The organism is Vibrio sp. 947 (assembly GCF_033339115.1).
Lineage (GTDB): Bacteria > Pseudomonadota > Gammaproteobacteria > Enterobacterales > Vibrionaceae > Vibrio > Vibrio alginolyticus.
Genome location: NZ_JAWOTX010000002.1, coordinates 330,611 through 355,012 on the forward strand (window position 1 = coordinate 330,611; position 24,402 = coordinate 355,012).

General features: G+C 44.3%; 20 protein-coding genes. 13 read left to right on the forward strand and 7 right to left on the reverse strand.

Annotated elements, in window-relative coordinates; genetic code table 11:
- Positions 1-80: 80 nt before the first annotated feature.
- The 6 genes from R7Q39_RS04015 to hutC form a co-directional block, all read right to left on the reverse strand.
- Complete coding sequence (locus tag R7Q39_RS04015) at positions 81-806, reverse strand: DUF3581 domain-containing protein (RefSeq protein WP_017821813.1); 726 nt, start codon at positions 804-806, stop codon at positions 81-83.
- A 335-nt stretch (positions 807-1,141) separates the two neighbouring features.
- Positions 1,142-2,677 (reverse strand): histidine ammonia-lyase, encoded by a 1,536-nt coding sequence (hutH, locus tag R7Q39_RS04020; protein WP_206969815.1) that lies wholly within the window; start codon positions 2,675-2,677, stop codon positions 1,142-1,144.
- An 11-nt stretch (positions 2,678-2,688) separates the two neighbouring features.
- A complete protein-coding gene (gene hutU / locus R7Q39_RS04025; protein ID WP_054578031.1) occupies positions 2,689-4,386 on the reverse strand; it encodes a urocanate hydratase in 1,698 nt (565 codons plus the stop codon).
- A gap of 73 nt (positions 4,387-4,459) precedes the next feature.
- Positions 4,460-5,470, reverse strand: coding sequence for a formimidoylglutamase (gene hutG, locus R7Q39_RS04030; protein WP_053350426.1), 1,011 nt, complete (start codon positions 5,468-5,470; stop codon positions 4,460-4,462).
- Between the two features lies 1 nt (position 5,471).
- Positions 5,472-6,722: an imidazolonepropionase gene (hutI, locus tag R7Q39_RS04035; protein WP_318075795.1), complete on the reverse strand. Its 1,251-nt coding sequence runs from the start codon at positions 6,720-6,722 to the stop codon at positions 5,472-5,474.
- Between the two features lie 129 nt (positions 6,723-6,851).
- Complete coding sequence (gene hutC / locus R7Q39_RS04040) at positions 6,852-7,559, reverse strand: histidine utilization repressor (RefSeq protein ID WP_238966562.1); 708 nt, start codon at positions 7,557-7,559, stop codon at positions 6,852-6,854.
- A gap of 248 nt (positions 7,560-7,807) precedes the next feature.
- Between hutC and R7Q39_RS04045 the strand changes: the two genes are divergently transcribed.
- Positions 7,808-8,551 (forward strand): sporulation protein, encoded by a 744-nt coding sequence (locus R7Q39_RS04045; RefSeq protein ID WP_137281891.1) that lies wholly within the window; start codon positions 7,808-7,810, stop codon positions 8,549-8,551.
- 6 nt (positions 8,552-8,557) lie between these two features.
- Here R7Q39_RS04045 and R7Q39_RS04050 read toward each other — a convergent pair whose 3' ends face one another.
- Positions 8,558-9,535 carry a DUF3187 family protein gene (locus R7Q39_RS04050; RefSeq protein ID WP_238966561.1) on the reverse strand — a complete coding sequence of 326 codons (978 nt, stop codon included), beginning with the start codon at positions 9,533-9,535 and terminating at the stop codon, positions 8,558-8,560.
- Positions 9,536-9,939: 404 nt separating this feature from the next.
- Between R7Q39_RS04050 and thrS the strand changes: the two genes are divergently transcribed.
- The 12 genes from thrS (at position 9,940) to pheT (ending at position 24,275) form a co-directional block, all read left to right on the forward strand.
- Complete coding sequence (gene thrS, locus R7Q39_RS04055; RefSeq protein ID WP_005395892.1) at positions 9,940-11,868, forward strand: threonine--tRNA ligase; 1,929 nt, start codon at positions 9,940-9,942, stop codon at positions 11,866-11,868.
- Positions 11,869-11,871: 3 nt separating this feature from the next.
- The gene (infC, locus tag R7Q39_RS04060) at positions 11,872-12,423 is read left to right on the forward strand and encodes a translation initiation factor IF-3 (RefSeq protein ID WP_080276913.1); all 552 of its coding nucleotides are present in this window, start codon (positions 11,872-11,874) and stop codon (positions 12,421-12,423) included.
- Between the two features lie 120 nt (positions 12,424-12,543).
- The gene (gene rpmI, locus R7Q39_RS04065) at positions 12,544-12,738 is read left to right on the forward strand and encodes a 50S ribosomal protein L35 (RefSeq protein WP_005377932.1); all 195 of its coding nucleotides are present in this window, start codon (positions 12,544-12,546) and stop codon (positions 12,736-12,738) included.
- Positions 12,739-12,778: 40 nt separating this feature from the next.
- A complete protein-coding gene (rplT, locus tag R7Q39_RS04070) occupies positions 12,779-13,132 on the forward strand; it encodes a 50S ribosomal protein L20 (protein ID WP_004727974.1) in 354 nt (117 codons plus the stop codon).
- 189 nt (positions 13,133-13,321) lie between these two features.
- Positions 13,322-13,639, forward strand: a complete 318-nt coding sequence (locus R7Q39_RS04075; RefSeq protein ID WP_005377919.1) for a heavy metal-binding domain-containing protein — start codon at positions 13,322-13,324, stop codon at positions 13,637-13,639.
- A 366-nt stretch (positions 13,640-14,005) separates the two neighbouring features.
- Positions 14,006-14,815 (forward strand): helix-turn-helix domain-containing protein, encoded by an 810-nt coding sequence (locus R7Q39_RS04080; RefSeq protein ID WP_005385480.1) that lies wholly within the window; start codon positions 14,006-14,008, stop codon positions 14,813-14,815.
- 448 nt (positions 14,816-15,263) lie between these two features.
- Positions 15,264-16,052, forward strand: a complete 789-nt coding sequence (locus tag R7Q39_RS04085) for a TetR/AcrR family transcriptional regulator (RefSeq protein WP_005377913.1) — start codon at positions 15,264-15,266, stop codon at positions 16,050-16,052.
- Positions 16,053-16,301: 249 nt separating this feature from the next.
- The gene (locus R7Q39_RS04090; protein WP_017634848.1) at positions 16,302-18,680 is read left to right on the forward strand and encodes an efflux RND transporter permease subunit; all 2,379 of its coding nucleotides are present in this window, start codon (positions 16,302-16,304) and stop codon (positions 18,678-18,680) included.
- 18 nt (positions 18,681-18,698) lie between these two features.
- Positions 18,699-19,490, forward strand: a complete 792-nt coding sequence (locus tag R7Q39_RS04095) for an outer membrane lipoprotein-sorting protein (protein WP_025766823.1) — start codon at positions 18,699-18,701, stop codon at positions 19,488-19,490.
- Between the two features lie 10 nt (positions 19,491-19,500).
- Positions 19,501-20,676 (forward strand): hypothetical protein, encoded by a 1,176-nt coding sequence (locus R7Q39_RS04100; RefSeq protein WP_411979162.1) that lies wholly within the window; start codon positions 19,501-19,503, stop codon positions 20,674-20,676.
- A 191-nt stretch (positions 20,677-20,867) separates the two neighbouring features.
- Positions 20,868-21,851, forward strand: coding sequence for a phenylalanine--tRNA ligase subunit alpha (gene pheS / locus R7Q39_RS04105; RefSeq protein WP_005385470.1), 984 nt, complete (start codon positions 20,868-20,870; stop codon positions 21,849-21,851).
- A gap of 18 nt (positions 21,852-21,869) precedes the next feature.
- A complete protein-coding gene (gene pheT / locus R7Q39_RS04110) occupies positions 21,870-24,275 on the forward strand; it encodes a phenylalanine--tRNA ligase subunit beta (RefSeq protein WP_149191888.1) in 2,406 nt (801 codons plus the stop codon).
- The last annotated feature ends 127 nt before the right edge of the window (positions 24,276-24,402 follow it).

Consider the following 24,402-nt stretch of genomic DNA (forward strand, 5'->3'; position numbering starts at 1 on the left):
ATAAAAAGAAAGCCCAACGATCGACGTTGGGCTTTCTTTTAGTAAACACGTTTTTTGAGCGCTTCTGATAGGGCAGTCGACTAGGCTGCCTTAACGAACTTTGCTAGGAATGCGTCCTTACGTTCATTAAAGCGGCGTACAAGGTCGTCAACCGCTTCTTGGTCATATGGCTTCAAGCCACTTGCAACCATGCGCTTAATACCTTTACCAACGACTTCACCGTCTTCTTTAAACGCAAAGTTTAAGGTGACTACACCTCGTTTTCCTTCTACGTCGAATGTTGCGCCAGTGAAATCCACCTCTGGATGCGTAAGGTCTAAGCGTGAAAATTCGACTTCCATGCTTTCATAAATAACTAATGGACGCTGGCAGTTAATCATCATTTGCTTCTCTTCCATAAGAGGAACCATGATGTGAGGGAAGTTCATACCAGAAAATTGCACGTAATTTGTCACTACATGCTCAATAAATGCCGGATCGTGGTTAGTTTCACCTTCACGGGACATGTGTAAGTATTCTTTACCTGCCTCGTCAACAACAGCGCTTTCTTTGTCACACTTATTTTCAATATGAAGTGCTACACCATCGTTTACCATGCCAGAGAAGTTAAAACGCATCTTTTGGCTAACGCCTTCTTTACTAAGAAGCACAGCGAAAAGTAAATCCCCAGGGACACAAAAGCGTTTGTTGTCTTCATCATGAATTGGGTTGTAGTCACCTGCGACACGTTTTGCAAAGTGGCTTGCTTGTTCGCGAGTGAACTGAAACTGGTGATTAGTGTTTGAAAAATAAGGTGTTAGAAACATAATTTTTACGTAGTAACCAAAACTGTGTGGGATTATATGCGAATATCTGCGTAGCAATGGTCCATCCAGTGAAAACTTCACCGTATCCTAACAATAAGACACTATTTCGGCGGATAAACCGTTAAAAACGCATACTTTAGCAACGCTTTTATTTGTGAAAACAATAAACAACGACCTTTTCGCTCGCCTATCTTTTAAAGTATAGCCATCAAAGTAGACTGGCGTTCATAAATAGTGCCATCAACATGTTTAATCGTATGTAAAAAGGCTCCACGCAGAACGTAGAGCCTTCAAGTCATCATCTGGTTATTCGGTGAAATGCCAGTTATGCTTAATTATCGAACACTTGGTAACAAGCTCTCTGGCATGAGTGTATTGTGGATAGCCAGCTTAAGCAGAGTGTTTGCCTGTTCAATGTCTGGAGCAAAGTAGCGATCTTTATCGTAGAACGATACTCTGTCACGCAGCATTTGTTTGGCAATCTCGATACGCTCAGAAGACTTGTTTGGTGCTCTAAAGTCTAGGCCTTGTGCTGCTGAGAGGTATTCGACCGCCAGAATGCCGCGAGTGTTTTCTCCCATTTCTTTCAATCTGCGAGCCGCGAAGGTTGCCATTGAAACGTGATCTTCTTGGTTTGCTGATGTTGGCAAGCTGTCTACTGACGCTGGGTGAGCGAGCGTTTTGTTTTCACTTGCTAACGCAGCAGAGGTAACCTGAGCAATCATGAAACCAGAGTTCACACCACCATTGTCGACTAAGAACGGTGGCAGTTTTGATAGCGCGCTATCGATAAGTAATGCCATACGACGTTCAGACAAGCTGCCGATCTCGGCAATCGCAAGTGCTAGGTTGTCGGCTGCCATTGCAACAGGCTCCGCGTGGAAGTTACCGCCAGAGATGATGTCACCATCTTCAGCAAACACCAACGGATTATCTGATACGGAGTTCGCTTCTACTTGTAATACTTCCGCCGCATTGCGGATTTGCTGTAAACACGCACCCATCACTTGAGGCTGACAACGCAAAGAATACGGGTCTTGTACTTTTTCACAGTTAGTGTGCGAATCACCTATTTCACTCGATGTGTCTAACAAATGACGGTATGCGAGTGCTGCGTCCATTTGGCTGCGATGACCACGTACACGGTGAATGCGCGGATCGAATGGACGTCGGCTGCCTAGAGCGGCTTCAACAGACATTGCACCACAAACGGTTGCTGACGCGAAAAGGTCTTCCGCGATAAACAGGCCTTCCAATGCGAACGCTGTGGATGCCTGAGTCCCATTTAGTAGCGCTAAGCCTTCTTTTGGCGCCAGAGTGATAGGCTCTAGACCTGCGATTTCTAATGCTTCTTGCCCGGAAATGATATTACCGTTGTGGCGAGCTTGTCCTTCTCCCAGTAATACTGTGCTCATATGGGCTAGAGGAGCTAAGTCACCTGATGCGCCAACAGAGCCCTTTTTAGGTACGCAAGGGTAAACTTGTGCGTTGACTAGGTCGGTCAGCATATTAATGACTTTTAGGCGAATCCCAGAAAAGCCACGAGACAGACTATTGATTTTTAATACCATCATCAGACGAACCGTTTCATCTGACATAAACTCACCGATACCTGCCGCATGAGAAAGAACGATACTGCGTTGCAGTGTTTCTAAATCTTCTGGTGCTATTCGTGTGTTAGCCAATAGCCCAAAACCAGTGTTAATTCCGTAAACCGTTCTATCTTCCGCGATGACTCGGTCTACGACCTGTGTGCTTTCTTCAATGGCCGGAATGGCTTCAGGATCCAAAGTAAGGTTGACTGGTGAACGGCTCACTTGGCGTAGTTCGTTTAAGCTAATATGACCTGGCTTTAGCGTTAAATTTAACATCTCTTTCATCCTTACTTGAGCTTCTTCAGTTCTTCGTTGAGCATTGGCAAATCTAGCCCTTGCTCTGCTGCACATTGTTTAGCTATATCGTATCCCGCATCAGCATGACGCATCACGCCTGTTGCTGGGTCGTTATGCAGCACGCGGGCAATACGTTGTGAGGCATCTTCACTGCCGTCACAGCAGATAACCATACCTGAGTGTTGCGAGAAGCCCATACCTACGCCACCACCGTGGTGCAGTGAAACCCAAGTTGCGCCGCCCGCCGTGTTGAGTAGCGCGTTTAATAATGGCCAGTCTGATACGGCGTCAGAACCGTCCATCATACCTTCGGTTTCACGGTTCGGGCTTGCTACAGAGCCAGAATCTAAGTGATCTCGACCAATGACAACGGGCGCTTTAAGTTCGCCATTTTTCACCATTTCGTTGAATGCTTGACCAAGACGCTCACGATCTTTAAGACCAACCCAGCAAATACGCGCAGGTAAACCTTGGAACTGGATGCGTTCGCGAGCCATATCTAGCCAGTTATGTAAGTGCGGATTATCTGGAATTAGCTCTTTTACTTTTTGGTCGGTTTTATAAATGTCCTCAGGATCGCCAGAGAGAGCAGCCCAACGGAAAGGACCGATACCTTCACAGAATAGAGGACGAATGTAGGCTGGAACGAAGCCAGGAAAATCGAATGCGTTTTCTACGCCTTCTTCCAAGGCCATCTGGCGGATGTTGTTACCGTAGTCGAGTGTTGCGGCGCCGCGATTTTGCAGCTCTAACATCGCTTGAACTTGCACAGCCATGGATTTTTTCGCTGCTTTTACGACCATTGCTTCATCTTGCAAACGCATTTCTGCTGCGTGAGACATGCTCCAGCCTTGTGGTAAATAGCCATTGAGCGGGTCGTGTGCAGACGTTTGGTCTGTTACGACATCAGGCGTGATATTACGTTCTACCAGCTCAGAGAAAACGTCTGCTGCATTACCTAGTAGACCAACCGATACTGGTGTGTCTGACTCTTTAATGATAGCTAGCGCTTCATCTAAAGAAGTCGCTTTCTTATCGACATAGCCTGTACGCAGGCGGTAATCGATACGTGATTCATCACACTCTACTGCAATCATGGAGAAGCCCGCCATTGTACCAGCGAGAGGTTGAGCACCACCCATGCCACCAAGACCACCTGTTAGAATCCAACGGCCCTTTGCTTCACCGTCAAAGTGTTTTTTTGCAACAGATACGAACGTTTCGTATGTGCCTTGTACGATACCTTGCGAGCCAATGTATATCCAGCTGCCAGCGGTCATTTGGCCGTACATCATCAAGCCTTGTTTATCTAGCTCGTTGAAGTGTTCCCAGTTTGCCCAATGCGGAACAAGGTTTGAGTTTGCGATAAGCACGCGTGGGGCATTTTTATGAGTAGGGAAAACACCAACAGGCTTGCCTGATTGAACTAAAAGCGTTTGGTCATCTTCGAGTCTTTCAAGTACTTCAACAATCTTGTCGTAACATTCCCAGTTTCGCGCTGCTCGGCCAATGCCGCCATATACAACCAGTGAATGTGGATGTTCTGCAACATCAGGATCAAGGTTGTTCATCAGCATACGAAGAGGGGCTTCGGTTAGCCAAGATTTTGCGCGCAGTTTATCTCCGTGAGGTGCACGAATTGTTCTGCTTGTATCAAGTCGTGGATCTTGTCCCTGGCGCTGTGTCATTTCAGACTCCTTTAGTTTCTCGTGATGACCAAGTACTTGCTTGGTCGTAATAATCAGTGGCATCTGGGATGCATTATGGTTTGTGCTGTTTTTCCGCCATCGCGTTGGCGATATCCCAACACAAACGGGCAGCTAATCGTGCAGTTTGACTATCGACGTCATAATTTGGGTTGTATTCGGCGATATCAGCCAGCATTAGCTTATTTTTGTAATGAAGAATTCGATCTAAAAAGGGTGCAATAGTGTCGTAACTCACTCCCCGAGCTGCTGGTGCGCTGACTCCAGGTGCGGTTGCGGCAGGAAATACATCCAGATCAATGGTCAGATAGAGGTAGTCACAGTCGTCAATAAAATGCTGAAGCTGAGTTAAGTGATAACTGTGGTTTAGGTAGCAGAGCTGATTGTCCTCTACATACCAAACATTTAACGCATCTGCTTTTTCAAATAGCGCTTTAGTGTTGCTACTGCGGCTTACACCAATACAAGCGTAATGAAAGTCCCAATCGTTGCGTTGGCAAAAATGATGAATTTGGTTGAAGGGGGTGCCAGAGCTTGGTCTTATGTCGGTGAGGTTGCTCTCAAATGCGCGCAAATCGAAATGAGCATCGAAATTAATAATGCCGATTTTAGGCTTCTTCTCTGGATGGTGCGCTTTAAAATATTCTGCTAAGCCGGAAAACGAGGCCCACGCAATCTCATGCCCACCACCTAGCACGATGACTGGCGTATGGGGCAGTGCGCTTGAAATGGTTGCTGCACATAGAGCTTGGCTCTCTTCCAGTAAGTCGTCTTCACACACCACAGTACCTAAGTCATATAGTGGGGCGTCTTGGTGCCATGCTAAATTAGCGAGTGCTCGTCGGATTAAGTCTGGCGCTTTTTTCGCGCCAATGCGTCCTTTGTTTCTCGCAACGCCAGCGTCGGTAGCAAAACCGAGTAATGAGACGCCATGCGCAACGGCACTCAACTCATCTGCTTTTTGGCGTTGAACAACGTGATGAATTCGCTGACCAAGCTTGCCGTCCTCGGCATCATGACGGCCTTGCCAATGAAATAGGGGAGAGTGTAGGTCGAATTGAGACATATTATTGGCCTCCGTGTGAAATGTATTCACCATTTACTATACGACCTACCAGACGTTTTGCTCCGACTTGATAGCTTAAATCCGCAGGGCTTTCGATATCCCAGATAGAGAAGTCCGCATCAAACCCTACTTTGATTTCGCCACGTGAGTTTTGATAACCCAGAGCTTTGGCTGCATGTTGCGTTACACCACGCATTGCTTCTTGCGGTGTAAGGCGAAATAGTGTGCACGCCATATTCAGCATGAGTGTGAGATCAGAAAATGGTGATGTACCTGGGTTGACGTCCGTAGCAATTGCCATCGGCACGTTATGCTCTCTCAACAACTCAATCGGTGGTAACTGAGTTTCTCTTAGAAAATAAAAAGCGCCAGGCAATAGAGTGGCGACAGTGTTTGATCGAGCAAGTGCTTTAACACCTTGCTCATCTAAAAACTCGATGTGATCCGCTGACAGACCGTTGTATTGCGCAGTGAGGGCTGTACCACCGAGATTAGAAAGCTGCTCAGTATGCCCTTTAACCTTTAAGCCGTGACGTTTTGCAGCTACAAACACTTTTTCTGTTTGTTCAAGATTGAAACCAATCGATTCACAAAAAACATCGACACTCGTAGCTAATTCTTCCTTTGCGACAACAGGGATTATGTCCTGACAAATGTGCTCAATATAATCATCTGCACGACCTTGGAACTCTGGCGGAATGGCGTGAGCGGCGAGAAGTGTAGTGGTGATTTTAACTTTGCGCTCTTGTTCAAGCATTTTGGCTGCACGGAGCATTTTTACTTCATCATTCAGTGTCAATCCGTAGCCTGATTTCACTTCGACAGAAGTGACGCCGCTCGCGAGTAGCCCGTCTAAACGTGGCAACGCTAACTCAACTAATTGCGCTTCGGTTGCTGAACGCGTCGCATGCACCGTTGAAAGTATCCCACCGCCTTGTTTGGAAATTTCTTGATATGGCACGCCGTTTAAGCGCATTTCAAATTCGTTGGCACGATTGCCCGCGTAAATAAGATGAGTGTGGCAGTCGATCAAACCTGGCAGAACTAACTTGCCTTGAAGGTCGATACTCTGAGCGTAATGTTGGGCAGACAGCAGAGACTCGGTTTGCGGTGCGTCTTCACCAATGGCACAAGTACTGATCGCAACGATTTTTCCAGATTGAATACCAATGCGCGCTGGAGGCGTTGGAAGGTATCCGCATTCTCCCGATTGCATGGTAACTAGACGTGCGTTTTCAATCAGCAAATCCATGTTTGTGTCCCTGTGTTTATTTGTATCATTAAATGTATATACAAATAAATAGAACAAAATAAGAACACTGACAAGATTGATGTTGCTAAAATGTGATCAAAACGTAGATCTAGAGGACAAACCTTGTCCTTAAATGAGCACTTTTGAGCTCAGCTTATATTTGTTACCAGGGTGATAAAGTAGGGCGGTACTGACTAACTTATCTTGGCTCCACGTTCTGCGATTCAAGAGAAGGCAAGGTTCATTGGCTTGCATTTTTAAGTCTTGCTTAATACGGCTTTCAGGCAAAATTGCCTCTACAGTATGTTCTATCGCGCTGAGTGGGCAATTATCTGACAGGTATTGATTTGGAGTGATTTGTGTGAAGTCTTGATTTAAATAACTCGGGGCATATTGGCTATTCACCCAGCGGAGCTCCAATTGAATCGGCGTTTGGTCTTCATAGTGAATAATTTCACTGTAAAACACTGTCGTGCCTAGCATAACGCCGAGTTTTGTCGCAATGTTGTCATCTGCTTTTATGGCAATCTGTTTGAGCACTTTACTGCCATACTTTCGCCCTCTATCGCTGACTTCTTCGGCAATGTTTCGAATGTCTAGCAGGGGAGATTCTGACTTTTCACCAGGATCACACACGAACGTGCCTAAGCGTGGGCGACGTTGTAATCGGCCCTCATTTACTAAATCCCGAATTGCTTTGTTCACTGTCATTCTACTGACACCAAATTGCTCGGTAAGCTCAATCTCGGTGGCGATGCGATGACCAACTACCCACTCTCCAGCATCAATTTTATCCAGGATAAATTGTTTAATTTGAATGTAGAGCGGTGCAGACATAATGATTTCCCTTTATTTGACTATACAAATACTGCTGAATTTAGGTACAAATTGCAAACATTTCTCGACGAATGTACCGCTTAGTGACCGAACAATCCTATTGCAGGGCTGAATGACTCTTGCTGCTGAGCATTATTTGGCTTGATGATTGAATTCAAGCATTTTCTTGTGGTCTATTGCTTGCACAGCAGAAAACAATTGTGTAAACAAACGATTATTAGAAGAAAAGTCGCTAAAAAAGGAAAAATATGTTTAAAAAATTGAAAGCATCACTGGGGATCGGCTCTGCAAAAGTAGATACCATTTTGGACGAAATGAGCGTGTTTCAAGGAGCGACGCTGAAAGGGCATGTTCATATCAAAGGCGGAGACGTCGAACAACAAATTGATGCTATTACGATTAAATTGAACACGGAAATGAAAGTCGAAGTGGATGATAGCGTAAGTTACCAAACCTTCACTATTGATCAATTGAAAGCAGTTGACCCTTTTGTGATTCAACCTAATGAAGAAAAGCAGGTTCCGTTTGAGCTAAAACTGCATGATGAAACGCCAATTACTGCGGTTAGCGCACTTAAGAATCAATGTCATGTTTGGGTCGAGACGACGTTAGATATTGATTTTGCGATTGACCCGCGTGACCGTGACTATATTGAAGTGAAACCACTACCAGTAGCATCTCGGGTTATTCAAGCGATCGAGCAAGCTGGCTTCACTATGGTTAAAGCCGATGTTGAAAAAGGCTTTTTGCGCGGTGGCTCGTTTGCCTCTCGCTCTGGTATTTATCAAGAGCTAGAGTTCCGTAACAGCGGCTTTATCTCATCAAAAGAAATTGAGCTCTCTTTTATTCTGGAAGGGCAGGTCATGCATTGTTTGGCAGAGATTGACCGTTCGCTCAGCTTGGCTGGTGACCAATATCGCTCGTTTACGTTACCGATCAATGCAACCGATGCTCAAGTCGCTGTCGCAGTTGCACCAACGCTAAATCTATAGCTCTCATCAACTTGATGAAAATATGTACCGATATCCTATTGTGAAAGCGATATCGGTACTGTTATCCATGTTTCTTGCGTTCTCTACGGCTAAAAACTCAAGCGCTGAATTTTCCATTAGATATCGATAGCCTAATACCAGTTCATTAGAGGCATCAGTAAACTCTGTGGGCCCTTCTGTTGAGCCTTGATACCAATGATATTCCAACATCAGGTGATGGTTATCTTCTAAGGCATAACGGTACCCACCTGCAATGGCAATCGTATTATGTCGATAAGGCAGATCGAGCAAGGCACGGTCATCCGAACGAAAAGTCATGCCAATCATCGAATAAAATGCATGAGCATCACTTAAGTAGCTGTAGTTTAATTGGAAGCCTTGCTCGAAACTGCTGCCTTGAAAAGTGCCGTGAGCCACATCGTTAAAATACAAACTGCCGCCAATCGATAGGCCGTGATGTTCATTTTGGAACACTTGATACTGTAAGTAAGTAGATAGGTTATTGGCCAGTGTTTGTCCTTCGAAATCATCTTCAAGCACATCATATTGCGGCATTGAAATGTAAAAACGATCTCTGTCTACTTTATCCCGCCCATTTTGTCCGATACCGAAAAGTTTATGGAAGCTTTTCGTCAGTCCATCTAAATGGTTGTCAGCGGCAAAGACCCATCGATAGTTGAGCTCCCACTGCCAACGGTTGCTGACTTGCCATTTGCTGCCTAATTCGATTTGATTGTGGTAATAATCCAGTGCGTATTCATCAGTATGAGCCCAAACACTTGCCACGGTTCCCGAACCATAGGCTTCGACAAAACCAGAGGGCAGACTGTGTCCTGAACGTAGTATGTTGGTGTGACTAACCACTTGCATTGGGGATTGTGCGTAAGAACGCAGCGGGCCATATAAGTTATTTGATGCGAAGGCTTGCAAAGAACATATCGAGGTGCTTAGAAGCACCATAAAGCGCGATTTGAAATAGACCATGATGAATACCTACATACAAACTACTCTATAAAACAACTATATACCTAAATCGCACGTTGAGCTCTCGCCCAGCGTGTTAGGCTTTGTATCGGTTCACACGTAATAGGGGATATTGTAATTTGTTGTGTAAGTTCATTGAGGGGCAATTCCATTCATCAGCTATGCGGTCTCTTAAAAAAAGCATGATCAGATTGTCGTGACGGGTCTGCGGTTAAGTTCTTATGACAAAACAAAATCGCGCTTTGCATTCTAAATGTGAGCTAGGTACAATCCCATTTTCGATAACGGTCCGGTATTCGTGTTACCGAGAGGCCTTTATTGACTCTCAACTATTTTCAACAAATAGCTTCTAATTTGAATAACATGTGTTGCTTGGTGTGCAACACCACTGTAAAGGACATAGCATGCCTATTATTACTCTTCCTGACGGCAGTCAGCGTCAATTTGACAACCCAGTTTCTACTATGGAAGTTGCGCAATCGATCGGTCCTGGTCTTGCAAAAGCAACTATCGCTGGTCGTGTAAACGGTAACCGCGTTGATGCGTGTGATCTAATTGAAGAAGACGCAAGCCTTGAAATCATCACAGTTAAAGATGAAGTAGACGGTCTAGAAATCGTTCGTCACTCTTGTGCTCACCTTCTTGGTCACGCTCTTAAGCAGCTTTACCCTCAAGCTAAAATGGCGATCGGTCCAACCATCGACAATGGCTTCTACTACGATATCGACTTAGACGAATCTCTAACGCAAGAAGATCTTGAAAAGATTGAAAAGCGTATGAAAGAGCTAGCGAAAACCAAGTACGAAGTGGTTAAGAAAAAAGTAAGCTGGCAGGAAGCGCGTGATACGTTTGAATCACGTGGCGAACCATACAAAGTGGAAATCCTAGACGAAAACGTATCTCGTGATGATCGTCCAGGCCTTTACCACCATGAAGAATACATCGACATGTGTCGTGGTCCTCACGTTCCTAACATGAGCTTCTGTCAACACTTCACTTTGCTGAATGTTGCAGGTGCTTACTGGCGTGGTAACAGCGACAACAAAATGCTTCAACGTATCTACGGTACGGCTTTCCACGACAAGAAAGCACTGAAAGCGCACCTAACTCGCCTAGAAGAAGCGGCGAAGCGTGATCACCGTAAGATTGGTAAGCAACTAGACCTATTCCACATGCAGCAAGAAGCACCGGGTATGGTGTTCTGGCATCACAATGGTTGGTCTATCTTCCGTGATCTAGAAGTATTCATCCGCGCTAAGCTAGATGAGTACGGTTACCAAGAAGTGAAAGGTCCACTTATGATGGACCGTGTTCTTTGGGAACGCTCTGGGCACTGGGACAAATACGCTGATGCAATGTTCACAACTTCTTCTGAGAACCGTGAATACGCGATTAAGCCAATGAACTGTCCAGGTCACGTACAGATCTTCAACCAAGGTCTAAAATCGTACCGCGACCTACCGCTACGTATGGCTGAGTTTGGCTCATGTCACCGTAACGAACCATCTGGTGCACTACACGGTATTATGCGTGTACGTGGCTTTACTCAGGATGACGCTCACATTTTCTGTACTGAGAGCCAAATTCAAGAAGAAGTAACAAACTGTATCAAGATGGTGTACGATACGTACCAAACATTTGGTTTCGACAACATCGTAGTGAAACTGTCTACTCGTCCAGAGAAACGTGTAGGTTCAGATGAAATCTGGGATCAATCTGAAGAAGCATTGAAGCAGTCTCTTGAATCGATGGATATCCCATACGAAATTCAAGAAGGCGAGGGTGCGTTCTACGGTCCTAAGATTGAATTCACACTATACGATTGTCTAGACCGTGCGTGGCAGTGTGGTACTGTCCAGCTAGACTTCAACCTACCAGGTCGCTTAGGTGCAACTTATGTAGGTGAAAACAATGAACGTCTTGTACCGGTAATGATTCACCGTGCGATTCTAGGTTCACTAGAGCGCTTCATCGGTATCCTTATCGAAGAATATGCTGGTTTCTTCCCAACTTGGTTGGCGCCAGAACAAGCAGTTCTTATGAACATTACTGATAAACAGTCAGGTTATGTTCAAGAAATAGTACAAAAACTACAAAAAAGTGGAATTAGAGCTAAAGCGGACTTGAGAAATGAGAAGATTGGCTTTAAAATCCGCGAACATACTTTGAAGCGTGTACCGTATATGCTTGTTGTTGGTGACCAAGAAATGGAAGCTGGCGAAATTGCAGTGCGTACTCGTAAAGGTAAAGATCTTGGTAAATTTAAAGTGGATGATTTTATTGCATACATCCAAGACGAGATCTCTAGCCGTAAGCTCAATCTGGAGGAATAAGCTATTAAAGGCGGAAGACGTGGCCAACAGCCGGTAAAACAAAACCCGCACCGTATCAACGGTGAAATTCGTGGTATTCGTGAAGTTCGACTAACAGGCGCTGACGGTGAATCAGTTGGTGTTGTATCGATTCAAGAAGCCATTGCAGCTGCTGAAGAAGCTGGTATGGATCTCGTTGAGATCAGTCCTAACGCCGAGCCACCTGTTTGTCGTGTGATGGACTATGGTAAGTTCCTCTTCGAGAAGAGCAAAACTGCTAAAGAGCAGAAGAAGAAGCAAAAGCAGGTCCAGATCAAGGAAGTAAAATTCCGTCCTGGAACTGATATTGGAGACTATCAGGTAAAACTACGCAACCTGACGCGTTTCCTTGAAGAAGGCAACAAAGTGAAAGTAACAATTCGCTTCCGTGGCCGAGAGATGGCACACCAAGACATCGGTGTTGACGTTCTAAATCGTCTTAAGGAAGATACTGCAGAAATTGCTGTAGTTGAATCTTTCCCTAAGAAGATTGAAGGTCGCCAGATGATCATGGTGCTAGCCCCTAAAAAGAAGTAATTAACGGCTCATCAAGTAATTAAAACCTAGCCGCTTTCCTTTATATAAAGGCATATGGCTGGGTTTTGTTCGCCCTAATTACGTTGTTTATTAAACCTACTCAATGCGGAGTTATTCATCATGCCTAAGATGAAAACCAACAAAGGTGCTGCTAAGCGTTTTAAGAAAACTGCTGGTGGTATTAAGTACAAGCACGCTACAAAACGTCACATCCTGACTAAGCGTACTACTAAGAACAAGCGTCAACTACGTCCGAATGCAATCCTTCCAAAATGTGAAGTGGCTGCAGTAATCCGTATGTTGCCATACGCTTAATTCTTTTTAGTTATCAATCGTTTAGTTTAGGAGAAGCATAATGCCTCGCGTAAAACGTGGTGTACAAGCTCGTGCACGTCATAAGAAAGTTCTAAAACAAGCTAAAGGTTACTACGGTGCGCGTTCACGCGTTTACCGCGTAGCTTTCCAAGCAGTTACTAAAGCTGGTCAATACGCTTACCGTGACCGTCGCGCTAAGAAACGTCAATTCCGTCAACTATGGATTGCACGTATCAATGCGGCATCTCGTCAAAATGGTCTATCTTACAGCCGTTTCATCAACGGTCTTAAGAAAGCATCTATCGAGATCGACCGTAAGATCCTTGCGGACATCGCAGTATTCGACAAAGCTGCATTTGCAGTTCTAGTTGAAAAAGCGAAAGCTGCTCTTTAATTAGCAGTTTAGGATTAAGAGAAGGAGAGCATTAGCTCTCCTTTTTTATTGCTAAAATTTATACCCAAATGACTTTTAGCTTGGCTATTTAGAGTATTGTTTATCAGTCTTCTCAATTTATTGGTTAGCATCTTATGTTAGTTATAAGGTAGCTTGGGTATAAATTTTTACGTTTATAAGGGATTAAAAATGATCTACACAACGACCGAAAGCATTCCTGGCAAGCAGATCTCTGAAATCAGAGGGGTTGTAACTGGTAATGTTGTTCAATCAAAGCATATTGGCCGTGACCTCATGGCGGGTATCAAGAGCATTGTTGGCGGCGAAATTCGTGGTTACACGGAAATGATGACCGACGCGCGTGATATTGCTATACAGCGCATGGTGGCGGACGCTGAATCTAAAGGTGCCGATGCAATAGTAGGGATTCGATTTACCACAAGCTCAATCGTAGATGGTTCTTCGGAAATTTTGGCATTTGGTACTGCAGTGAAACTAGCGGACTAGTCTACTTGAATAGCATTGCAAAAATGCTAATAGAGAGCGGTGAATTATTATGCATTTACCGTTCTGTTCCTTTTAGGTTAATTATTCTAGATTTTTGTAGAGAGAATAGGTTTATATTCTCAACTTTACGTTACTATTAAAATTAATCACGATGACTTAGAGTAATTGCTTCACTTTTATTTTGCATATTATTTTATATCTATAATGAAATTGAATTCATATTGAATTTTTCATTTGTTGTGTGAATTCTCTTTTCGGTATATTAATTCATGTTTTTCTTATAAAAATATGAACTTATACCTTGCCAAGCGGTTCTAAATTGTTACAAATACTATACAGCTGTAACATTGCCAAAAGGAATTGTAGATGAGAGATCTGACTCCCGAATACTTGCTAGCCGCATTACGCCAAGCGATTAAAACAAAAGGGCTAACATATCGAGAGCTATCTGAGAAAATGGGTATGCCACTATCTACCTTTAAGAGACATCTTACAAGCACGAATCTCGCTTTAGATAAGTTGCTGGAATATTGTAGAGCGGTTGATTGCACGTTAGATGAACTACAAAAGCTCGCAAATCAATTGCAAGGTGAAGACGAGGATTACTTTAGTCGCACACAGGATGAAGTATTCTTTCAATTCCCTCACCTTTACGACTTTTATCGTGAATTGAGAATGTTACGAGGTAAAGACGGCTATTCTATTTTAAAGAAAAAGTATGACTTGTCTGAGCAGAGCATGTCCGATTACTTAAAAGCATTAGAGTTGTTGGATCTCGTTTACGTTGATGAAGATAAAAATATAACGCTGCACGGGCCTTTATATTATAGCTATGCAGAGAACTCCAAGCTCAACGACAAATATACAGAAATCATAAAAGAGCAGACGACTACCCACGATAAGTGTGTTCGCGTTGCTTTGGCGCGTATGAAAATTACCGAAGAACAGCTTTTGTTACTGGAAGATCAAGTCGCAAAGACCGTCATCGATTTTCATTCCAAAAATGTTGTAGCAGAGAACTTTAATGTCTCTGATTTTACTAATATTGTTCTACTTGCTGGGCCACATCAGCCAGTCACATTCTCTGACGGCATTATTGAGACAGAGGGGCGATTTATTGATGATATTCGTTATGCCATCGCAGCTGCAGGTGATAAGCCAAGCCTATCGATATAGATTTTGAGCCTTTTTTGAAGAGAGTTTCTGAAAGGGCGTTGCAAAAGAAAAAGCCTAAGACAGCAAATACTTTGTAAGTAGGGCATTCAGCGGTGTTTGCTCTTAATTCAGACTTAAAGTGTTTTGGGCTTATTTCGAATAATACCTGTTCAGCATCTACTTTCGTTATTTTTAACATGCTGATTTCCTTCGTTGTTCCTCCCAAAGCCTCTCTCGCTTCCTCTACAAAGAAACCATTCTCGTTGAACCAAGCATCCAGTAGCTACTTGGGTATGCATAATTGGTAGCTATTTATCTTCTAATTATAAATTCATACTTGAAATGTTTGTTTTTTGATCTATCATGACGAAGTGTCATTTATGACGGTTCGTCAACTTTGGTTGCGTTCCTGTATTAAAGAATCGTGTTACAATTATTGGGAGTGTGTTGGTATACGGATCAAAGGATTATGTTTAACTTTCGCTGTAAAAAATATAGCAAGCAAGACGGATGTCGTGTGTCTTCAGGGCTAACAAAAAAGCAACAGGCGATTGCTGATCGTGAGATAGAGCTTATTCAATTGGCTAAGTCTTTAGTTCAAGAGCAAGGCTTTGCCAACTTAACGATGGACAAGCTTACAGCGTCAAGCCCTTATTCTAAAGGGACGATCTACAATCATTTTTGCAGCAAAGAAGATGTGATTCTTGCGCTTTGTATTCATTCGCTGAAAAGCGAAGCAATATTTTTCGAACGTACCGCCAAATTTAATGGTAATACCAGAGAAAAAATCATTGCGATGCATGTAGGTTATCGTATTTACGCTCGTATGGAGCCAGTACTATCAACCTGTGCGATTGTTGCAAAGACGCCTTGGGTTCTAGAGAAGGCTTCGCCTAAACGTGTGAATGAACTGAATAACTTGGAAGAACAAGTAATAGATGGTGCTGATGCGCTGGTGAACAATGCGGTAGAATGTGGTGATCTTAAGTTTTCTCCCGCAATTGGTTCTGATGCTATTGTATTCGCCAACTGGTCTATTGCATTCGGTTCAAACGCTTTGGCGCAAAATGCATCGAACAGTCGATGTATTCAGCGAATTCAGGACCCATTCTCAGTACTGCACAACGCGAATATGTTACTTGATGGTTTAGGTTGGTCGCCTTTATCTACAGAATGGGACTACCGTAAAACCTGGCGTCGAGTGGAGCAGGAATTATTTAGTGAAGAGCTTGCTTATTTAGAGTCAGTGAATCGCTAATAAACTGGAAAGGCCAATCTGACGTTATGGTTGGCTTTTTTATCGCACTATTGTGACGAATCGTCATTAAATCTCGAAGGTTGGCGTTCAGCCAATGATCACGAGAAGCATAGGAAGTTACTAAAAACTAACTTATGTAGCCAAATTCATTCGATCTAAAGTTTGCATGTCGAGTTTGTCTGGTTATTTACAGCATTTGCTGTTTTTTTAGTTTTTAAATTTGACGAAACGTCACAAAAGGAGAGTGTGATGCCACATCACAACGTTCAACAATACGCCCGTTCAGGGTGGGGTAAGCTACCAACGAATTACAGTGTATTGGTGATGCTTGCTACCGTTTTATTGATTGTCATAGCAACTATTGGAGGAAAAAATCTTTACTTTAGAGGAGATTACGACATCTTCTTTGATGGAACAAATGAGCAGTTACTTGCGTTTGATGAAATTCAAACCACCTTTGCAAAATCTGACAGTCTTGCTTTGGTTATAGCGCCAAAGAGCGGCACTGTTTTTACTCCTAGCACATTATCTCTTATTCAGCAGATCACTGACGAGGCGTGGCAAGTTCCATACTCGACCCGCGTTGATTCCCTCGCCAACTACCAGCATACCGAAGCGTTTGAAGATGATCTTCTTGTCGAAGATTTACTGTATAGCGAATATGAATTGACACCTCAACGAATAGAGAAAGTCAAAAGTATTGCGTTGAGTGAGCCGGTTTTGAAAAGTTCACTGATTTCTGAAAAAGGAGATGTCACGGTCGTAAACATTACGGTCCAACTCCCTGAAATAGATAAAACTGCTGAAGTACAAGAGGTGGTTGCTTACATAAACGGAATGATTGAGCGTTATCAGCAAGTGTACCCAGACACGGAATTCCATAAGGCTGGTATTATTGCAATGAACTACGCGTTTATGACTGCAGCCCAAGATGATAGCGCAACATTAGTGCCTACTATGTTACTAGTGATATTGGTGTTTCTGACCATCATGTTGCGCTCATTGCTTAGCGTCATCGCGACACTCATCGTTATTATCGGCTCGGTTATGGTGACAATGGGCTTGTCAGGATGGGCTGGTATGTTCTTAAGCACGGCGACCGTTAATGTGCCTACCTTGGTGATGACGCTTGCCGTCGCAGACTGTGTACACATCATCGCGACAATGCGTCAGTCTATGCAAAACGGCTTTAGTAAAGCCCACTCTATTGAGCGAAGTATTGCGCTCAATTTCATGCCTATCTTGATTACCTCCATTACCACCGCGATCGGCTTTTTAATGATGAATATGTCGGATTCTCCAATCCTGAGAGATTTCGGCAACCTATCAGCCCTTGGCGTCATGGTTGCTTGTTTCCTTTCCATCACGTTACTTCCCGCCTTGCTTAATATCCTTCCGGTTACGGTGAAGTCGGATACTTCTGATGAAAGAAAGCACTTTATGGATCATTTAGGAGATTTCGTGGTGTCAAAGCGACATGCTTTATTGCCGTTGTCGGTGCTTGTTATTGTCGCGAGTGCGAGCTTGATTCCACTGAACAAAGTCAATGATGAATCCGTCGAGTACTTTGGCCATAGCAATGAATTTCGCCGAGCGGCTGATTTTATGGAAGAGCGAATCAGTGGCATGGCGAACATCAGTATCGCGATAAAAACCAACGAATCGCAGGGTATTGCGGATCCTAATTTTCTCAATACCGTGGGTAAATTTACTGACTGGCTAAGGTTGCAGCCAGAAACGGACCATGTTGCGACCTTGAGCGATGTTTATAAGCGCCTAAACAAGAACATGCATGGAGATGATCAGGCTTATTACTCGCTCCCTCAAGACAGAGAATTAGCGGCTCAATATCTGCTGCTTTACGAAATGTCACTACCGTATGGTTTAGATTTGAACAACCAAATCAATGTAGATAAGTCGTCGATCAAGATGGTTCTCACCGTGGAGAACTTGGGCAGCGTCGAGCTTGTTGATTTGGAAAATCGCATTTACCAATGGTTTAACGAAAACGCGCCTCAATATGATGTTGTTGCTTCTAGTCCTTCATTGATGTTTGCGCATATTGGTGAAACGAATATGGCCAGCATGCTGTCAACCTTGCCCATTACTCTTGTCTTAATCTCTGCATTACTGATCTTTGCCTTGCGTTCGTTCAAGCTTGGCTTAATTAGTCTTGTCCCGAATATTGCTCCTGCGCTTATTGGTTTTGGTATTTGGGCGCTGGTTTCTGGCGAGATTAACTTGGGATTGTCTGTCGTTGTGACATTAACGCTTGGTGTTGTTGTCGATGACGCCGTTCACTTTCTTTCTAAATATCAACACGCTCGTAAAGATGGCCACAGTGCGGAGCAAGCGGTTCGCTACGCCTTTCGCACCGTGGGGCGCGCGCTTTGGATTACGACTGTCGTGCTTGTTGCTGGTTTCTCTGTTCTGGCGATGTCGAGCTTCCGCTTAAATGCCGATATGGGACAGTTGAGTGCCATTGTTATCTTCATTGCTCTTGTTGTGGATTTCATCTTTCTACCGACTCTACTGATGTTGTTTGACAAAGGCGTTTACGACGAGGTGGAGCGCCGAAATAAGCTTAAATCAACTGACTCTCAAACCAAGACTGTTACTCAGTCATAACGAATTAAAGGATTGAACATGAATTTAGTAAAAAATGCCTTAAAAGTATCAGTACTTTCTGTCTCGCTTATTATGAGTCATGCGGTGTTGGCGGATGAAGCCAAAGGACTAGAAATTGCCCAAGAGCGCAAAGCCCGTGATGAAGGGTGGGGGGATTCTGTTGCTACGATGCAAATGATTCTGCGAAACGCGCAAGGAGAAAGCAGCACACGTTTAATGCGCTTACAATCACTCGAAGTTGATGGCGATGGTGACAAAGGGCTCACGATATTTGATGAACCGAGAGATGTAAAAGGCACGGCGTTTCTTAACCATTCTCATACGGTGGGTGCCGATGACCAATGGCTTTACCTTCCTGCACTGAAACGTGTGAAACGTATTTCCTCGCGTAACAAATCAGGTCCTTTTATGGGCAGTGAATTCGCGTATGAGGATCTCAGTTCCTTTGAGATTGAAAAATACCGTTTCAACTACCTAAAAGATGACAGCATAAACGGGCAAGATGTTTTCGTCGTAGAGCAAATTCCGACCGATAAGAACTCAGGTTATACCAAGCAAACGGTATGGTTAGATAAAGCGCATTATCGTCCACTTAAAGTTGAGTTTTACGACCGCAAAGGCTCTTTGTTAAAAACGCTTTCTTTTTCCGATTACAAGCAATATCTCAACCAATATTGGCGAGCGCACACTATGGCGATGACAAACCATCAAACAGGAAAAAGTACTGAGCTAACGACTAGCGAAATGCGTTTTAACACTGGATTACAAGACAATGACTTTCATAAGAATGTGTTGAAGCGAGTGAGGTAGTGGAGGAAAAATGAAGCGATTAAATGCTGGGTTGTTGCTTAGTGCAGCAGCTTTTTTTTACTCGATGCCTCTGACTGCCGTCGAGCTCGCAGGACAAGTCAATATTGAGCATCGTCAGTTTTTTGAAACGGGCTCTCAGGGTCAGAGCAAAGCGCAAACGTCATTGGTTTTGCAGCCAGAATTTTACTGGGAGATGCAAAATGGTGATGCAAACTTTACTTTCACACCTTTCTATCGTCTGGATGGTCTAGACGATGAGCGAAGTCATGGTGACATACGAGAGGCACTTTATCTGACTCATTGGGATGATTATGAGCTTCGAGTTGGGATTAGTAAGGTCTTTTGGGGAGTGACTGAATCAGCCCATTTAGTTGATGTAGTAAACCAAACAGATGCCATTGAAGCCGTCGATGGTGAAGATAAACTCGGTCAGCCGATGTTACATTTTACCTCTTTCAAAGACTGGGGCACCGTCCACGCAATGTTGTTACCTTACTTTAGGGAACGAACGTTTGCGGGTACAGATGGCCGCTTGAGAACCGACCCCGTTGTCTCTGATGATGCTATCTATGAGTCAAGCAGAGAAGAGAAGCACGTAGATGTGGCTTTTCGATATTCGAAAATGCTTGGCGATTGGGACGTAGGCCTGAGCTATTTATATGGAACAAACCGGGATCCTTACTTTCGTTTTGAGTACGGAGAATTAAAGCCTTACTACGCTCTGATGAGTCATGTCGGTCTGGATGTGCAAGGAATCGTTGGCGATTGGTTATGGAAACTGGAAAGTATTTATCGAGATAGTGCTGATAATCATGTCGGTCTTGTGACGGGTTTTGAGTATACCTTCGTCGGTGCATTTGACACGGTTTGGGATGTGGGGGTTATTGGTGAGTACCTCTATGACAGTCGTGGAAACAACGCACAAACTATCGGTCAAAATGATGTGTTTGCAGGTATTCGTTGGGCGCTCAATGATGAGGACGGAACGGAAGTATTGACGGGAATCACGAAGGATTTAGATAATGCTGATGTTTACAATGCTAAGTTAGAGGCGTCGAGCCGAATATCGAATCACGTTAAGTGGCAAATTGATGCTTGGTTGTTTAAAAATGAAACACCAAATGATTTGCTCTACTTCGCTAGAGATGACGATTTTATCGAGCTATCTATTCAATACTATTTCTAAAACAAAAGGGCACAACTAAACGGCAGATTAACTAAAGATGACATTTTTGACGTTTTTGTGCTCTTTTTATTCAATAACCTCTTCTTTTCGTAATTCAATTTGGCATTGGTGCCCGGTTTGGCTACTATGTACAGCTATCAAAAAACCAATCACTCCCTTATGGACACTACCTACAGGTAGATGAGGAAACGATGCAACATCTAGAAGAGATCATTGCTAGCGCGAGCACTGCAATTGAAGCTGCCGAATCGCTAGTCGCACTTGATGAAGTGCGTGTTCAGTATCTGGGTAAAAAAGGTGAGCTAACTGCTCAACTTCAAAGCCTAGGCAAACTACCACCAGAAGAACGCCGTGAAGCTGGTCAAGAGATCAACAAAGCGAAAGGCGTAGTTCAGCAAGCTATCGCAGCTCGTAAAGATGCACTACAACGTGCTGAGCTTGAAGCGAAACTAGCAGCAGAAACAATCGACGTAACACTACCAGGTCGTCGTATTGAAAACGGTGGTTTACACCCAGTAACTCGTACTGTAGAGCGTATTGAGAAGTTCTTTGGCGAACTTGGTTTTAACACCGAGGCTGGCCCAGAGATCGAAGATGCATTCCACAACTTCGATGCGCTAAACATCGCAGCTGATCACCCAGCGCGTACTGACCACGATACTTTCTTCTTCAACCCAGACTTGATGCTTCGTACTCATACGTCAGGCGTACAGATCCGTACGATGGAAAATGGTAAACCACCATTCCGTTTCATCGCACCAGGCCGTGTATACCGTAACGACTACGACCAAACGCACACGCCAATGTTCCACCAAGTGGAAGGCATGCTGGTTGATGAGAACGTAAACTTTGCTCAGCTGAAAGGCATCCTGCACGATTTCCTATGTAACTTCTTCGAAGAAGAAGTAGAAGTACGTTTCCGTCCATCTTACTTCCCATTCACTGAGCCTTCAGCTGAAGTAGACGTGAAAGGCAAAAACGGTAAATGGTTAGAAGTGCTAGGCTGCGGTATGGTTCACCCGAACGTGCTACGTAGCGTAGGTATCGATCCTGAAAAATACTCTGGTTTCGCATTCGGTATGGGTGTTGAGCGTCTAACAATGCTTCGTTACGGCGTGAACGACCTACGTGCGTTCTTCGAGAACGATCTTCGTTTCCTAAAACAGTTCAAGTAATCCAGAGGGTTCATCAACATGAAATTCAGCGAATCATGGCTTCGTGAGTGGGTAAACCCTGCGGTTACTACTGACGAGCTAACTCACCAAATTACAATGGCCGGTCTAGAGGTAGACGACGTTCTTCCTGTTGCTGGTTCTTTTACTGGCGTTAAAGTCGGTCACGTTGTTGAATGTGGTCAACATCCAGATGCAGACAAACTGCGCGTAACTAAAGTTGACGTGGGTGAAGAAGAGCTTCTAGACATTGTTTGTGGCGCACCTAACTGTCGCCAAGGTCTGAAAGTAGCAGTAGCAACAGTTGGTGCTGTTCTTCCAGGTGATTTTAAAATCAAAAAAGCGAAACTACGTGGCCAGCCATCTCACGGCATGCTTTGTTCGTTCACTGAACTAGGTATCGACGTTGAGTCAGACGGCATCATGGAACTAGCAGAAGACGCAGTAATCGGTACTGATTTCCGTGAATTCCTAGGTCTAGACGACGTAACAGTAGACGTAGACCTAACAGCAAACCGCGCTGACTGTTTCAGCATTCGTGGTCTAGCTCGTGAAGTTGGCGTACTAAACCGTGCTGACGTGACTGAGCCATCAGTAGAAGCAGTTGCCCCTTCAATCGACGATAAAGTGTCTATCGAAGTGAAAGCTCCTGCTGCGTGTCCTCGTTACCTAGGTCGTGTTATTAAGAACGTAAACGTTCAAGCTGAAACACCACTATGGATGCAAGAGAAACTGCGTCGTTGTGGTATTCGCTCTATCGACCCTGTAGTAGACATCACTAACTACGTTCTTCTAGAGCAAGGCCAACCAATGCACGCATTCGATCTAGCGAAGATCGAAGGTGGCATCGTAGTTCGTATGGCTGAGCAAGGTGAGAAGCTAACGCTTCTTGACGGCAACGAAGCAGAACTAAACGCAGATACACTAGTAGTTGCTGACCATAACAAAGCACTTGCAATCGCAGGTATCTTTGGTGGTGAAGAGTCTGGTGTAACAACTGAGACTAAAGACGTTCTACTAGAGTGTGCATTCTTTGCACCTGACCACATCCGTGGTCGCGCACGCAGCTACGGTCTGCACACTGACTCTTCAATGCGTTTTGAGCGTGGTGTGGATTACGCACTACAAGTGAGCGCAATGGAGCGTGCAACACAGCTTCTTGTTGAAATTTGTGGCGGTGAAGTAGCACCTGTTGTTGCAGTAGAGTCTGAAGCAGACTTACCTAAGCCAAACAAAGTTGCTCTACGTCGTACTAAGCTAGACAACCTGCTAGGTCACCACATTGCAGATAGCGACGTAGTAGAAATCCTAGAGCGTCTAGGTTTGACTGTTGAAGCTTCAGAAGAAGGTTGGATGGCAGTAGCGCCAACATGGCGTTTCGATATCGCTATCGAGCAAGACCTGATTGAAGAAGTTGGCCGTATCTACGGTTATGACAACATTCCTAACCAACACCCAGCAGCAGCACTTAAGATGCACAACCACGTTGAAGCGGATCTTCCACTGAAACGCGTTCGTGATCTTCTTGTTGATCGTGGTTACCACGAAGCAATTACATACAGCTTCGTTGAGCCTGAGCAACAAAAGCTAGTTGTACCTGGTGTTGAGCCTCTAGTGCTTCCAAACCCAATTTCTGCAGACATGTCAGCAATGCGTCTTGGTCTTATCCAAGGTCTGCTGAACACGGTTGTTCACAACCAGAAGCGTCAACAGCCACGCGTTCGTCTATTCGAATACGGCCTACGTTTCATCCCATGTGAAACTGCAGAAAACGGCATGCGCCAAGAGCCTATGCTTGCAGGTGTTATTGCTGGTACTCGCGGTGAAGAACATTGGGATATCGAAACTAACACGGTTGATTTCTTCGACCTTAAGGGCGATCTAGAAGCGATTCTAGAGCTATCTGCGAACGAAAAAGCGTACTCTTTCGCTGCACTGTCACCTGAAAGCAAAAAAGCTAACCCAGCTCTTCACCCAGGTCAATCTGCGGCAATCATCGTAGACGGCAAAGAAGTAGGCGTGATCGGTACCGTTCACCCTGAGCTTGAGCGTAAGTTCGGTCTAAATGGTCGCACTATCGTATTCGAAATCGAATGGTCTGCAATCAACAGCAAAGTGATCCCAGAAGCGGTAGCACTTTCTAAATTCCCTTCAAACCGTCGTGATATCGCGGTAGTAGTGGATGAAGCTGTTGCATCTGGTGACATCGTTAACGCTTGTCTAGAGCAAGGTGGCGAGTTCCTTAAAGATGCGAAACTGTTCGACGTTTACGTAGGTAAAGGCGTTGAAGATGGTAAGAAGAGCCTAGCAATCGCTCTGACTCTACAGTCACTTGAGCGTACGCTTGAAGATGCAGATATCGCTGGTGCGGTTGACGCTATCGTTGCTCACGTTTCTGAGAAGTTTGGTGCGTCTCTGCGTGACTAATCTCGCGTAACGTATCTTCTTAAGAAATGAAAACCCTGCCAGTTTGGCAGGGTTTTTTATTTTTAGGATTACCTTATCGTTGTTCAAGTTCCTTACTGCTCGCACCACCCCTCATTATTTTAAAATA

What these genes read in the sequence shown, in the direction of transcription:
- R7Q39_RS04015 (WP_017821813.1), bottom strand. Translation starts at nt 806, where the DNA reads ATGTTTCTAACACCTTATTTTTCAAACACTAATCACCAGTTTCAGTTC.
- hutH (WP_206969815.1), bottom strand. Translation starts at nt 2,677, where the DNA reads ATGTTAAATTTAACGCTAAAGCCAGGTCATATTAGCTTAAACGAACTA.
- hutU (WP_054578031.1), bottom strand. Translation starts at nt 4,386, where the DNA reads ATGACACAGCGCCAGGGACAAGATCCACGACTTGATACAAGCAGAACA.
- hutG (WP_053350426.1), bottom strand. Translation starts at nt 5,470, where the DNA reads ATGTCTCAATTCGACCTACACTCTCCCCTATTTCATTGGCAAGGCCGT.
- hutI (WP_318075795.1), bottom strand. Translation starts at nt 6,722, where the DNA reads ATGGATTTGCTGATTGAAAACGCACGTCTAGTTACCATGCAATCGGGA.
- hutC (WP_238966562.1), bottom strand. Translation starts at nt 7,559, where the DNA reads ATGTCTGCACCGCTCTACATTCAAATTAAACAATTTATCCTGGATAAA.
- R7Q39_RS04045 (WP_137281891.1), top strand. Translation starts at nt 7,808, where the DNA reads ATGTTTAAAAAATTGAAAGCATCACTGGGGATCGGCTCTGCAAAAGTA.
- R7Q39_RS04050 (WP_238966561.1), bottom strand. Translation starts at nt 9,535, where the DNA reads ATGGTCTATTTCAAATCGCGCTTTATGGTGCTTCTAAGCACCTCGATA.
- thrS (WP_005395892.1), top strand. Translation starts at nt 9,940, where the DNA reads ATGCCTATTATTACTCTTCCTGACGGCAGTCAGCGTCAATTTGACAAC.
- rpmI (WP_005377932.1), top strand. Translation starts at nt 12,544, where the DNA reads ATGCCTAAGATGAAAACCAACAAAGGTGCTGCTAAGCGTTTTAAGAAA.
- rplT (WP_004727974.1), top strand. Translation starts at nt 12,779, where the DNA reads ATGCCTCGCGTAAAACGTGGTGTACAAGCTCGTGCACGTCATAAGAAA.
- R7Q39_RS04075 (WP_005377919.1), top strand. Translation starts at nt 13,322, where the DNA reads ATGATCTACACAACGACCGAAAGCATTCCTGGCAAGCAGATCTCTGAA.
- R7Q39_RS04080 (WP_005385480.1), top strand. Translation starts at nt 14,006, where the DNA reads ATGAGAGATCTGACTCCCGAATACTTGCTAGCCGCATTACGCCAAGCG.
- R7Q39_RS04085 (WP_005377913.1), top strand. Translation starts at nt 15,264, where the DNA reads ATGTTTAACTTTCGCTGTAAAAAATATAGCAAGCAAGACGGATGTCGT.
- R7Q39_RS04090 (WP_017634848.1), top strand. Translation starts at nt 16,302, where the DNA reads ATGCCACATCACAACGTTCAACAATACGCCCGTTCAGGGTGGGGTAAG.
- R7Q39_RS04095 (WP_025766823.1), top strand. Translation starts at nt 18,699, where the DNA reads ATGAATTTAGTAAAAAATGCCTTAAAAGTATCAGTACTTTCTGTCTCG.
- R7Q39_RS04100 (WP_411979162.1), top strand. Translation starts at nt 19,501, where the DNA reads ATGAAGCGATTAAATGCTGGGTTGTTGCTTAGTGCAGCAGCTTTTTTT.
- pheS (WP_005385470.1), top strand. Translation starts at nt 20,868, where the DNA reads ATGCAACATCTAGAAGAGATCATTGCTAGCGCGAGCACTGCAATTGAA.
- pheT (WP_149191888.1), top strand. Translation starts at nt 21,870, where the DNA reads ATGAAATTCAGCGAATCATGGCTTCGTGAGTGGGTAAACCCTGCGGTT.